The sequence below is a fragment of the Flavobacterium sp. HSC-32F16 genome, from assembly GCF_024171645.1.
Classification (GTDB): domain Bacteria; phylum Bacteroidota; class Bacteroidia; order Flavobacteriales; family Flavobacteriaceae; genus Flavobacterium.
On sequence record NZ_JALKAC010000002.1, the window covers coordinates 856,840 to 870,031 of the forward strand.

The window sequence follows — 13,192 nt, forward strand, 5'->3', positions numbered from 1 at the left end:
GATGTTATAGTTTATGAGGTGTAAATGGATAGTCTTCTTGTGCGTATACTACATCGTATAATTGTTGTAAATCTGGATATGGAGATTCTTCAGCAAATTTCTGACATTCCTCAACCAAGTCTTTAACTCTTTGGTCAATTACTTCAATTTCTTCTTGTGTAGCATATTTTTGATCCAAGATTACATCAAGAACTTGTGTAATTGGGTCAATTTTTTTGTACTCTTCCACTTCTTCTTTAGAACGGTATAATTGTGCATCAGACATAGAGTGTCCTCTGTAACGGTACGTTTTCATTTCAAGGAAAGTTGGGCCATCTCCGCGACGTGCTCTTTCGATAGCTTCGTGCATAGCTTCAGCAACTTTTACTGGGTTCATTCCGTCAACAGGTCCACAAGGCATTTCATAACCTAAACCTAATTTCCAGATATCAGTGTGGTTTGCTGTTCTTTCTACAGAAGTTCCCATTGCATATCCGTTGTTTTCAACGATAAATACAACTGGTAATTTCCATAACATAGCCATGTTAAATGCTTCGTGTAAAGAACCTTGTCTAGCAGCTCCGTCACCAAAATAGGTCATGGTAACACCACCTGTGTTGAAATATTTATCAGCAAAAGCTAAACCAGCTCCTACAGGTATTTGTCCGCCCACAATTCCGTGACCTCCGTAAAAACGGTGTTCTTTAGAGAAAATGTGCATAGAACCTCCCATACCTTTAGAAGTTCCTGTAGCTTTTCCTAAAAGTTCTGCCATTACGTTTCTGGGATCAACTCCCATACCAATAGGCTGAACGTGGTTTCTGTAAGCAGTAATCATTTTATCTTTGGTCAGATCCATAGCGTGCAAAGCACCTGCTAATACGGCTTCCTGACCATTATATAGGTGTAAAAAACCTCTAACCTTTTGTTGAATGTATAATGCTGCAAGTTTGTCTTCAAACTTTCTCCAAAGCAGCATGTCTTCATACCACTTTAAATATACCTCTTTTGTAACTTCTTTCATCTGAATTCTTTCTTTTGCTAAAGTTGTTTGTGTTATCAATTGTTGCCTGTAACGCAAAATAGTTTCCTCCCACAAATTTGCGCCCGAAAGGTCGGGATGCAAAAATAAGACATTCCGTTTAAGAACTAAAATTTAAAAGGTCTTTTTTGGCTTTTTTTTATAAGAACTTTTTATCAAACATAAAAGGGAGCAGATTTTTTAGGGACGCCGATTTGTAAACTTCGCCAATTTCGCCCATAAAATAAATTTCAATAGGGGTCTCTTGTTTGATTTCATATTCTGCAATCGACTGACGGCAAGAACCGCACGGAGGAATTGGAGCCTGAGTTTGATTGGTGTCTGAAGCGGCAGTAATTGCCATTTTTAAAATTTTGGCTTCGGGATAAGCGCTGCCGGCATAAAAAATCGCAGTTCTTTCTGCACACAATCCTGAAGGATATGCGGCGTTTTCCTGATTAGATCCTGCAATTACTTTTCCATTATCGAGAAGTAAGGCGGCACCAACTCTAAATTGTGAGTAGGGAGCATACGCTTTTTTACGAATTTCGACGGCCTGATTCATTAAATCTTGTATGTCTTGAGAAAGCTCATTGATGTTATCGTAAATCGTAAATGACGATGTAATGCTAATTTCTTTCATTGTATTTTGAGGAAAAAAAATCCAAATTCCTAAAAAGTTAGAAATTTGGATTGTAATTATTTTTTATGTTTTTAGTTTAATAAACTTCGTATTTGTCGCCAAAGTTAAAAGTTAAAGAGAAACGAAGTGTGTTTTCTAAAGGATTTTTAACTTTTGATGCCGAGAATAAGTACGAAACATCAACTTTTATCATGCTGTATTTAAAACCAGCTCCTAAAGAGAAGAACTGTTTAGCACCTTTCATTGGGCTTTCGTGGTAATATCCTAATCGCATTGCAAAAGCATCTTGATACATATATTCTGCCGCCGCGCTATAAGTGATCTCTTTCATTTCTTCGCTAAATCCGCCCGGAGCATCTCCAAAAGATTTAAAAATTCCAGATACCCATCCAATATCTTTGTATTTGTTATAGCTTATTTGATCTGCTTCTGCTTGAGTGATATCTCCTGCATCAGTAAAATCACCATCTCCGTTTGCATCAAAAGGAGTTCCTTGTCCCGGAGGAGTCGGCACCAAAAGTTTGGTAAGTTCAACGCTTACTCCAAGTTTGTTATAAGGATCAAAAATAAAGTCAAAACCACCACCAACTCTTAAATTAGCAGGCAAAAAGTTTGCACTCATATCATCGTTATCATAACTAATTTTTGGTCCAAGATTTTGAATATTGAATCCAGCTCTCCATCTTCCGTTAAAATCGGTATAAGCAATTTCTTCTGATTGATAGAAACCTGCAACATCTACAGCGAATGAACCTGCTGCCGATGCATCAACGTCTTCAGTAGCTACTTTTAAATTAGAGCGGATATATCTTGCGGCTACAGCCATAGAAAATGTTTCGCTTAATTTTAATGAATAAGATCCGTCAAGGGCAAATTCATTTGGATTTACTTCTCTTGTAGGTTCGTTTGGATCTCCCGTTTGTCTTAGCTCAATTCCTCCAAAACCAAAATAACGAAAACTACCTGCAAAGGCGCTTCGGTCATTAATTTTGTTGTAATACGTCACCTGACCAAGAGAAATATCATTGGCAAGATCTGTTAAATAAGGAGTGTAACTAATGGAAAGTCCTTGCGCATCTTCTGCAAAAGCATACTTGGCGGGATTCCATTGTTGAGAAAAAACATCTGAAGAGGTAGCGACACCTTGGTCTGCTAAACCTGCTGCTCTCGCATCAGCAGCGACTAATAAAAATGGTACTCCAGTTGTGATAGGGCGCTCAATATCTTGGGCTTTTGCGAATGTGGTAATTAATAAGCAAATTAATAGAAGCGATATTTTTTTCATTTGTGGGCTTAATGGTATTTATGTTACAAATATATACAATATTATAGAATGACAAGTTTTTCGTATTTTTCTGCTTTTTTATTTGTTAAATTAGATTTAACAGTCAGTTTATAAATATAAACTCCTTTTCCAATTCGGTCGCCAAAATCATCCCTTCCGTCCCACGTAATTTCTCTTGATAGAAATCCTTCTGTTGTAATGATTTGATTTTTAGTCCAAACAATTTTTCCTGTAATGGTCATAACCTGAACCTGAACATCTAAAGGTTCATAAGGTCTGTTGTGTGAAAACCAAAACTGAGTATAGGTAGAAAAAGGATTTGGATAATTAAGAACGTGTGATAATGTTAATTCTTCATCTCCTGCAACTATAAATTGAATTTCACTTGTTACAGGATTATTGTAAACATCCCATGCTGTAAAAGTTATAGTGTGCAGTCCGGCAGATAAATTTCTTAAAGGGAAACGTAAATTTCCGTTAGTGTAATCGTCTAATTTTGTTTGATAATAATCATTCAAAATATAAGGATTACTTGTATCGCCATCTAATACGGCTAAAATGTCATGACCAATTCCGCTGGCAGTATTTATACCATTTTCATCCTCTAAAAAGGCTAAAAGGAAAGGTGAAGCATTCGTAATGCCGCCAGACACAAAAGTTTCATCGTTCATATATAACTTAACTTTCGGATTTATATTGTCCTGTGGTGCATTTTCATTTATTCCACCTATTTTAATCACGGTATTATAGCCTGTTTGATTTTCTAAAACCTGATTTTTCTTCGAATAAAAGCTGATTCGGCCATTGTCTAACGGTATGCGAATGTCTCTTGGAACTACAAAACTAAATTCAAATTGGCCATTGGTTACAGTTGCATTTCCTCTAAATATGGTTTCTCCTAAAGTTTTAAATGACATTGCAGGGCTATATCCATCATTATTTAAGGTAGAAGATGTGATCATTTTATCGAAAATAGCGGTTGCCAATTCGCCGTTATAATTGCTTAAAAGAGCATTGTTTTCATCGGTGATTTCACCCGAAATTTTAATTTTTGCCAATGACTTAAAGTCAGGAATTGCCTGCGAAATCACAATATCATTTACTTTTGTTAAATTAATTCGGGGTTTTGGAATTGCCAGCATTAAAGCAGGATCTCCAATATAGACCACAACGTTGCTGGATGAGCTTGGGGTTTCATTTTTAGATATTCGAAGCGATTCGGCAATGCTGTTGTATTGGTTAGAACCATATGAAAGCAGGTTTTTATTTAAAACATCATTAAAGTTCTCAGCATTAGGCTGGCCAATTTCACGAATAGTTGTGAGCATGGAAATAGCGCCTCCTTTTGGATTCCAGAAAACATATTCTCCGGCTGTAGGTCTTGAAGGATCGTCAAATCTTGAAAACTCGCAGGTAATGGTAATAAATAAAGGATATTTATATTGGTTGTTCAGATTCTGTCCGTCTGCTTTTTCCCAGATTCTTTCGCTTGCCAGTCCATCTTCGCCTCCATGACCTAAATAATTAAAAATTAAAGCACCTTTTTCAAATGCATTAAAAAAATCCGTTCTGGCTTTTGGGTAACGCGCACCTCCGGCAGAAGCTTCCTGAGTGTAAGAGTCCAAAAGAATTTTGTCAACATTTAAAAATGGTTTTTCGGTTGAAATTTTATCAGCTAAATTATTTTGGCGTGTTTGTAAAGTTGCATCTGAAGCTATGTCAGAATCATCGCTTATTAAAACGACATTGTTCTTCCAGTTTCCGTATGATTTTGTATCATGATATTCTAAAACTTTATTAACCATTTCCTGAGCTTGAGCATTATCTGAAACTAACATTCTTCCAACAGCAATATCAATTCCGCCAAAAGGAGAGGCGACAATTCCTTCGTTAGCATCCATAAGACCAAAGAAGTCGTCAGAAGCAAATGCAGCTTCGCCAATTGTATTACTTCTTAAAGATTGATATATAGGTACAATATTATTGTTGTTTGAGATTCGATTTTTATAATCAAACGAGGCATCGCCAAACAGGTTTAAATATTTTATTCTTTTATCTGAAGAAGAAGCATTGTTGTATATGTATCGAATGCAGTTTCTAATAGCGGCAATGTCTTGTTTTCCCGAAGAAAATTCCTGATAGATATTTTCAAGCCAAATCACTTTTACATTTAAATTAGAATTGGTACGATGAAAATTTGCCAGTCTTTCTGCCTGAGAGTTTAGTGATTTTGGAGTTACAATTACATAATCAATATCCTGAAAGTTGTTTTGGCTGTTTCTGAAAATAGTTCCTTTTAAGTTTTGATTGGCAATTTTAGGCTGGCTTTCTTTTAAAGGAGTGTAAAAATCAGAAGCATCAACGGCGATGTATTTTCTAATTTCTCCCAAAGCTGCTTTAAAACTAAAAGAAGATTGATTTGCATTGTCAATTTTTGATACATTATATAGGTCTGTGATATCCCAAATTTGAGAAATTCCTGCTGCATTTGTAATCGAGTAATTTACTATTCCGGTTGTTGAACCTGCTAAATCATATTGAAATTTGAATTGCTTTCCAGTTCCTAAAAGTTTTCTTTTTGCAATAAGATTAATATAATCAAGGTATCCTTTTGAGCCCGGAACACCATTGTTATTATAGGTAAGTTTGATTTTTATGGTTTCTGCGCCTGTAAAAGTAGTATTTGAGGATAGATTTCCAGTTAGGTATTTAACATCAGAATTGGCTGTGATGCTTCCAAAATTAATAGTTCCAATGCTTTGTCCGTTTGCCGAAACTCCAAATGAAGTTGTGGTAAAGGCGGCCGAAGCAGCGTTTAAATCAATTTTTACAGGTACGGTTGTGTCAAGATTAGGAAAGTTAAAGGTGAATTCTTGTTCTTGGTTGATGTCAAAGGATTCTCCAAGCCATTGACGTCCTAAATGAGCAATGTTGGTCTGGTCGATTTCATGATATTGATAGTCATCAAACGTGTTTAACTCTAAAGTACTGTTTCCGGACGGCTGATTTAAGCTGGAAATTCTTTTGCCTTCATTTCCTCCGTCAGTGATATAATAATAAGACTTGGTGTCATATAAATTAAGATTGGTTTGGTTCTCTGTGTCCCAATTTTCAACACCTTCGGCATAAAAAAGAATGTAATCTTCGTTGTTAAAAACGCCATCACTTTCGCCAATAACCTGAATTGCATTTTCTTCTAAATCTTCGGGATAATATACATTGTTTGCTAAAGGAAGCATTCGTCCGCCATTTCCGTAAATTTTAATTCTTTTCGGGTCAGCTTTGCCAGCATCAAATCCGAGGCTTTGTAAAAAAGATCGCGAGATTTTATAAACACCTGATTTTTCTACATAAAAGCGATACCAATCGCCGGAAGCCAAAACGGAATTTGAAATCGCAGCCGATTTTTGAAATGTTGAAGAATTGCTGTTTCTGGCTGTAGAATTTTGAATTGAATACGAAAAAGATTTAACTCTTTTAAAGCTGTTTCCTTCTTTAATTATTGGAGAAAGGAAAAGAAAAACCTGCTTTAGGTCTCTGGAATTTGTAACTTTTAACGTTTCATTAAGGTTGTCTGAGACGTTTTCTAAGCTTAAATCTCCTAATTCGGTTCTTGAAACAGATTCATAATTTATAGCGGTCAGCTCGACTAAACTGCCATTTGAAATGTCAGGCAGGTTGAGATTAAGGACTAATGTTATGCTTTTTTTTGTAATGTCGAAGCGAAAACCGTCTCCGGAAAAGTATGGAATTGTGATTTTACTCTCGCCGTAATTTATCACTTTTTTATTTTGCCAATCGATCGCGAAGCTCCCATTTACCTGAGAAAATGAAAGTATCGGCAGTAGTATGAAGTATAAGATTAGGGCTTGTTTCATTGGTTTCAAAAACGAAATTTAATCAAAAAAAAATTAGTAAGTAAAAATATAGTATTTCATGTTACAGTAAATAATAAAAAGTATATTTTTGCGTTCGTAACTATAGGTTATTTTCTGGTAAAAAACAGCTAAATAAAATTATTAGAACAGATGTTGCTAATTAAATGTTAATTATTATATTGCAGCACCTAAATTTATCACCTAAGAATGAGTATGAAAGTAAACAAAATTGTAGTCTTGCAATTAATGATGTCAATGGTATTGATGTTGGGCACGGCTAGTTGTAGCAAAAAATCGAGTTCGAGTCACGCTTCTAGAGCAACTGGCTGGGATGTAGATAGTCAGAATGGAACAGCTGCTAGAAATGCTGGGAAAAAACAACAGGCAGGACCTGGTTTAGTTTTTGTTGAAGGAGGTACGTTTACTATGGGTAAAGTACAGGATGATGTTATGCACGATTGGAATAACACACCAACTCAACAACACGTTCAATCATTCTACATGGATGAAACCGAAGTTACTAATGGTATGTACTTAGAATACCTAGAGTGGTTAAAGAAAGTTTTTCCTCCAACAGAAGAAAATTACAAGAATATTTACGAAGGAGCATCTCCTGATACTCTAGTATGGAGAAATCGTTTAGGATATAACGAAACGATGACTAATAACTATTTAAGACACCCATCTTATGCTAACTATCCTGTAGTTGGTGTTAACTGGATTCAAGCTGTTGAATTTAGTAAATGGAGAACTGACCGTGTAAACGAAGCTGTACTTGAAAAAAACGGTTATCTTAAAAAAGGCGCTAAAACAAATGATGTAAGCGCAGAAAGTTTATTTAATACTGAAGCTTACGTTGCATCTCCATCTACAACTTATGGAGGAAATGAAGAAATAGTATTAAAGAAAAACCCTAATGGAAGAAGACCAAAAGCAGGTAAAGATGGTGTAGTTCCTGAAGAGAAAAATGTTTATGCTCAGCGTTCTTCTGGTATCATTTTACCAGAGTACAGACTTCCTACTGAAGCAGAATGGGAGTATGCAGCTGCAGCTGATGTTGGACAAAGAGAATACAATATCTATAAAGGACAAAAGAAATATCCTTGGTCTGGAGATTATACACGTTCTAACAAACGTAAAAACAGAGGTGATCAATTGGCTAACTTTAAACAAGGAAACGGTGATTACGGTGGAATTGCAGGTTGGTCTGATGATGGTGCTGATATTACTAATGCTGTAAAAAGTTATGGTGCAAATGATTTTGGACTATACGATATGGCAGGAAACGTTGCAGAATGGGTTGCCGATGTTTACAGACCTATTATTGATAATGAAGCAAATGACTTCAACTATTACAGAGGAAATCAATATGGTAAAAATAAAATAGGTAAAGACGGTAAACTTGAAATCGTTTCGACTTCAACTATTAAATACGATACTTTAAGTAATGGTAAAGTTGTAGCAAGAAACCTTCCGGGCGAAATTGCTCAGGTTCCGGTTGATGAGCAAGAAACGTATTTGAGAACGAATTTCAGTACAAGTGATAATATCAACTTTAGAGATGGTGATAAACAATCTTCTAGATATTTTGACTTTGGAGATTCTGAATCAGGACCAAAAGCTGATCAAACAATGTACAATTCGCCTAAGCACAATATCACTACTGATAGTTTAGGTAAAATGATCAGAAAATATGATAACTCTAGCAAACGTACTACTTTAATCGATGATAAAGTAAGAGTTTACAAAGGAGGTTCTTGGAGAGACAGAGCTTACTGGTTAGATCCAGCTCAAAGAAGATACTTTCCTCAAGATATGGCAACTGATTATATTGGTTTCAGATGTGCAATGTCTAGAGTAGGTGCTAAAACTGAAAGAAGAAAATCACCAAGAAATTAAGATAAAGAAAATTTCATAAAAAATTCCAAATTCTAAACTGCATATTTCAGTTCAGAATTTGGAATTTTTTTATTGCTTTTTTCTACTTTTATGGTCTATAAAAAAGATGTTAAATGAATATTCAGGAAATTCATAATTTATTTTTACAATGCAGGTCTATTTCAATCGACACAAGGAAAATTGAAAAAGATTCTATGTTTTTTGCTATAAAAGGCGAAAATTTTGATGCCAATACGTTTGCCAAACAAGCGCTTGATTTAGGAGCATTATTTGTTGTTATCGACAATGAATCTTACTTTATTGATGAAAGAACCTTATTGGTTAATAACACCTTAGAAACACTTCAGGATCTGGCTAAATTTCATCGTAATTATTTAAAGCTTCCAATCGTTGCGCTAACGGGCAGTAATGGTAAAACAACAACAAAAGAGCTTATTAATGTTGTTTTGTCTAAAAAGTTTAAAACAAAAGCGACACTGGGGAATTTAAATAATCATATAGGTGTTCCGTTAACTTTGCTTTCTTTCTCAAAAGAAACTGAGATTGGAATTGTAGAAATGGGAGCTAATCATAAAAAAGAAATTGAGTTTTTGTGCGAAATTGCACAGCCTGATTATGGTTATATAACAAATTTTGGAAAAGCACATTTGGAAGGTTTCGGCGGAGTGCAGGGAGTTATTGAAGGTAAAAGTGAAATGTATCAATATTTACTGAAGAACGATAAAACCGTTTTTGTAAATCTGGAAGATCCTATTCAAATAGAAAAATCAAAAGGAATCAAAACTTTTACTTTTGGAGTAAACAAAGAATCGGCTGACTTGGATATAAAAAGTATAGAGGCAAATCCTTTTGTGGTTATTAATTATGCTGACTTTAAAGTAGAATCGCATTTAATTGGACTTTACAATGCTAATAACATTAACGCAGCGGTTTCAATTGGAAAATATTTTAAAGTTGAAGATGTTTTGATAAAAGAGGCAATCGAAAATTATATTCCGGCAAATAATAGGTCTCAATTATTAAATAAAGGTTCTAACCAAATTATTTTGGATGCTTATAATGCAAATCCAAGCAGTATGGCAGTTGCGATTACTAATTTTTTGCAATTAGAAAATCAGAATAAAATTATGATCCTTGGCGATATGTTTGAGCTAGGAAATGAAAGCCATGACGAACATAAAGCAATTGTAGAGTCTTTGTCAGTTCAGGAAAAATCTAAATGTTATTTAATTGGAAAGTCATTCTATGAAAATAAGATTGCGAGTGAAAATATCCATTTTTATGAAACATTTGATGCTTTTGCAGATTACCTGAAAACAATTCAATTTAAAGACAATACCATTTTAATAAAGGGATCGAGAGGTATGGCACTGGAACGTACTTTAGATTATATCTCATAAAAAAGATCCGACTTATGTCGGATCTTTTTTTTAAATACTCATTAAAAAACCAATAAGGTTTTCCTTCTTATTTAGTCCCAGTTTTTTTCTCAATCTGTAGCGTGCAAGTTCTACACCGCCGCCAGAAATATTCATGATTTCGGCAATTTCCTTTGTTGACATATTCATTAATAAATAAGTTGACAAATCGAGTTCGCGAGGGGAAATTGTTGGGTATTTCTCTTTTAGACGTTTTAGGAAATCAAAATGTACGTTTTTGATGTGTTTTTCCAGATCTTTCCAGCTTTTGTCTGTGTTAACTTCTTTTACGATACTTTTATTAAGCTTGCTAACCTGAAATTTAGTTGAATCATCTAATGCTTCAACGTCAATTTCTTTTAGTTTATGAATAATTCCATTCAGGATTTTATTTTTCTTTACCACCTGCAGGGAGTTGTTAACCAATTCTTTGTCTTTTGCTAGAATCTTAATCTGTAATTTGTCATTTTTTAATTTTTCAATTTCTTTTTCCAGATCATATTGTTCTTGTCTGATTCTGGCTTCTTTTTCGAGATATAAACGTCTCTGTTCTATGGTTTCATAATATTTATTTTTTCTGATTTTTATTTTAATCCTATCCGAAATAAAGTAAATCATGATGATAAGAAATATAAAATAAAGCATGAAAGCGAGAAAGTGTCTGTACCAAGGCGGAGAAATTGTAAAGGTTATAGTGGATGGCTCTGATTGTATTCCGTAGCTGTTTCTAACTTTTACTTTCATAGTGTAATCACCTTCTCTAAGGTTTGTATACTCTTTAATTGAAATGGTGGACCAATTGCTCCATTTCTCATCGAACGGCTCTAATTGATAAGAAAACTGCACGTTTTCGAGATTCTCATACGTTGGTGATGAAAATGTAAATCGAACATGATTCGATGAATAAGGAATTCTTATATTTTCGACTTTGTTGCGGTTGTTTCCAAGTATGATTGTGTCTCCGGGGAATGAAAAACTACGAATGTAAGCTTTTGGTTTTGCAGTGAAATTGTTTAACAATTCCGGATCATAATGAGCGAGCCCATCTGTTAATCCGATGAAAATATTATTAGAATCTATAGTGTTTACTGACAGGTAATTGCTAACCAGATTTCCAGTTAAATTTGAAAATGGAGAGACGATATTTTTGTATTTGTTATTCTCTTTCATGAGTACGCCGATAGATTCATCAAAAGCATACCACAAATTAGATTGCGTATCTTCACTTAATGCGTTTATTGCCGGAATGTTTTTGAATAAACCAGATAAATGTTTGTCTTCATAAAATAATTCTTGTTCTGCAGAATATCTATAGAAATGATTATGGGTTTGAAAATAGACTTTCCCTCCGATTTGTTGAAGGCTTCCAATATTTTTATAAGCAGATGTTAATTGATCAATCTTTTTAATGCTGGAAAAACGTGATAAATCCTGGCTTAAAGTCATTTGGTAAATGGATTCATCTTTTTTAAGCCACATATAAGTTTGATCTAGTTCAAAGCTATTGGATGACTTGTCGAATCCTGAAATTTGATTTTTATATACAAGTCCGTTAGATGTTTTTTCAAAAATGGCAAAACCATCATAATTAGAACCTATAAAAAATCCGGGATGACTAGGTATTTTCTTGAAACCAAAATATCCTTTAGAATCAATTATGCGTGTTACTTTGCCGCCATTTATAGTTAATGCTCCTCTATTATTAGCACAAATTAGCTCATTATCAATTACCTGTACATTCCATGACTGGGCTGTAGTTCCTTCAACAAGTTTAAAAACATCTTCTTTAAAATTATTATTCCAGGAATGATAGAAAACACCTTGATTAGTGGCAACATACAGATTTCCTTGGTGTATAACAGAAGCATAAACGGTACTGATGTCATAGCTAAAACCAAAATAAGTAAATGGAGAACTTTGGTTTATATAAGCAATACCATTATCTAATCCGAGCCATAAATTGTTTTTATTATCGATAAAAGAGGTTAATACGGTATTGTTTTGAAGGCCTTTTTTTCTATTAATATGCTGAATAATTTTTCCGCTGTAGTCACAAATAATAATTCCGTCAAGTACAGAATTTAAAACAATAAATTTATTGCCTATAATTGTTCCTCCTAAAGAGTTGTTCTTTTTTACAAAATTATTGGCTTCAGTATTCCAAGGTGTTATAGCATTTTTTTCATAAATAAATAAGCCTTTTTCAAGAGTTATAATTAATGTTTTGTCTTTGCCAATAGGGTACATGGCCCATATTTCGGTATTGTTTAAGCTTTTTGTATTTGGTAAAGAATAAAGTTTTCCGTTTTTGTATTCTAATATTCCTTGTTCTATATCTTGAAGATAAAGCTTATTGTTTACAACAAATGAGAATTGGAATCGTTTTGGGGCTTTTAAAATTGATAAAGTATTATTTTTAAAAATATATACTCTTGCAAATGATTGAAAAATAACCTGATCACCAATAGAATGGATTTTCCAGATAAAGTCAATTATTTTGATTTTATTCTTGTCTACTTTTTTTGCGAGAGAGGTATACTTGAGCTTTCCTTTTGTGTCAGACTGAAAATAGCCAAACTCATTATAACCTCCCACAAATATTTTTCCCGAAGAATCAACTTTTAAGCAACGCACTGAAGTTAAATTTGGCAGAGGAAATTTTTTCCACGATGAACCATCAAATTGTAACAGACCACTGTTATTGGCAAAATATAAATTTCCATTTTTATCTTGGTCTATATTCCAGTTTTGAGTTCCTCCCTTATATTCATTACGCTTGTAATTTCTTACATCAGGAAGTCCTATATTTTTTACTTGTGCGAAAATTGAAATTGTGAATAATATAAAAAAAGTATTATAAAAATATGATTTTATCAATTTCATAGGTTTTTAGATTTTTACCAATTTTTTATTGTTAATGTATTTGTTTTTAGGCTTTTATCTTTCTTTTTGGAGCACTATCACGATGTAGTGAGTTGTTTTTTTTATAAAAATAAGCAATCTTATATTAGTGTAGTGTTTATTTTTACAATTAACATTTTCATAACATCTAATATTTTAAATTTAATT

At 33.8% G+C, this 13,192-nt stretch carries 7 protein-coding genes; 2 read left to right on the forward strand and 5 right to left on the reverse strand.

Annotation, left to right across the window (positions count from 1 at the left end; translation table 11 throughout):
* Nucleotides 1–4: 4 nt before the first annotated feature.
* The 4 genes from pdhA to porU form a co-directional block, all read right to left on the reverse strand.
* Entirely contained in the window at nucleotides 5–1,003 is a 999-nt protein-coding gene (gene pdhA, locus L1276_RS10330; protein WP_253787452.1) for a pyruvate dehydrogenase (acetyl-transferring) E1 component subunit alpha, read from the reverse strand.
* Nucleotides 1,004–1,160: 157 nt separating this feature from the next.
* Nucleotides 1,161–1,643 carry a cytidine deaminase gene (cdd, locus tag L1276_RS10335; RefSeq protein WP_253787454.1) on the reverse strand — a complete coding sequence of 161 codons (483 nt, stop codon included), beginning with the start codon at nucleotides 1,641–1,643 and terminating at the stop codon, nucleotides 1,161–1,163.
* A 76-nt stretch (nucleotides 1,644–1,719) separates the two neighbouring features.
* Nucleotides 1,720–2,928 carry a type IX secretion system outer membrane channel protein PorV gene (porV, locus tag L1276_RS10340; RefSeq protein WP_253787456.1) on the reverse strand — a complete coding sequence of 403 codons (1,209 nt, stop codon included), beginning with the start codon at nucleotides 2,926–2,928 and terminating at the stop codon, nucleotides 1,720–1,722.
* 41 nt (nucleotides 2,929–2,969) lie between these two features.
* Entirely contained in the window at nucleotides 2,970–6,806 is a 3,837-nt protein-coding gene (gene porU / locus L1276_RS10345; RefSeq protein WP_253787458.1) for a type IX secretion system sortase PorU, read from the reverse strand.
* A gap of 213 nt (nucleotides 6,807–7,019) precedes the next feature.
* Here porU and gldJ point away from each other — a divergent pair, with 213 nt between their 5' ends.
* Both gldJ and murF read left to right on the forward strand, forming a co-directional pair.
* Nucleotides 7,020–8,705 carry a gliding motility lipoprotein GldJ gene (gene gldJ / locus L1276_RS10350; protein ID WP_253787858.1) on the forward strand — a complete coding sequence of 562 codons (1,686 nt, stop codon included), beginning with the start codon at nucleotides 7,020–7,022 and terminating at the stop codon, nucleotides 8,703–8,705.
* 113 nt (nucleotides 8,706–8,818) lie between these two features.
* Entirely contained in the window at nucleotides 8,819–10,105 is a 1,287-nt protein-coding gene (gene murF / locus L1276_RS10355) for a UDP-N-acetylmuramoyl-tripeptide--D-alanyl-D-alanine ligase (protein WP_253787460.1), read from the forward strand.
* A 30-nt stretch (nucleotides 10,106–10,135) separates the two neighbouring features.
* On the opposite strand, the gene L1276_RS10360 is transcribed toward murF, so the two are convergent.
* Nucleotides 10,136–13,006: a triple tyrosine motif-containing protein gene (locus tag L1276_RS10360; protein ID WP_253787462.1), complete on the reverse strand. Its 2,871-nt coding sequence runs from the start codon at nucleotides 13,004–13,006 to the stop codon at nucleotides 10,136–10,138.
* Nucleotides 13,007–13,192 lie beyond the last annotated feature (186 nt).

Excerpts from the sequence above, each read along its gene's own strand:
- pdhA (WP_253787452.1), bottom strand. The coding sequence starts at position 1,003 with ATGAAAGAAGTTACAAAAGAGGTATATTTAAAGTGGTATGAAGACATG.
- cdd (WP_253787454.1), bottom strand. The coding sequence starts at position 1,643 with ATGAAAGAAATTAGCATTACATCGTCATTTACGATTTACGATAACATC.
- porV (WP_253787456.1), bottom strand. The coding sequence starts at position 2,928 with ATGAAAAAAATATCGCTTCTATTAATTTGCTTATTAATTACCACATTC.
- porU (WP_253787458.1), bottom strand. The coding sequence starts at position 6,806 with ATGAAACAAGCCCTAATCTTATACTTCATACTACTGCCGATACTTTCA.
- gldJ (WP_253787858.1), top strand. The coding sequence starts at position 7,020 with ATGAAAGTAAACAAAATTGTAGTCTTGCAATTAATGATGTCAATGGTA.
- murF (WP_253787460.1), top strand. The coding sequence starts at position 8,819 with ATGAATATTCAGGAAATTCATAATTTATTTTTACAATGCAGGTCTATT.
- L1276_RS10360 (WP_253787462.1), bottom strand. The coding sequence starts at position 13,006 with ATGAAATTGATAAAATCATATTTTTATAATACTTTTTTTATATTATTC.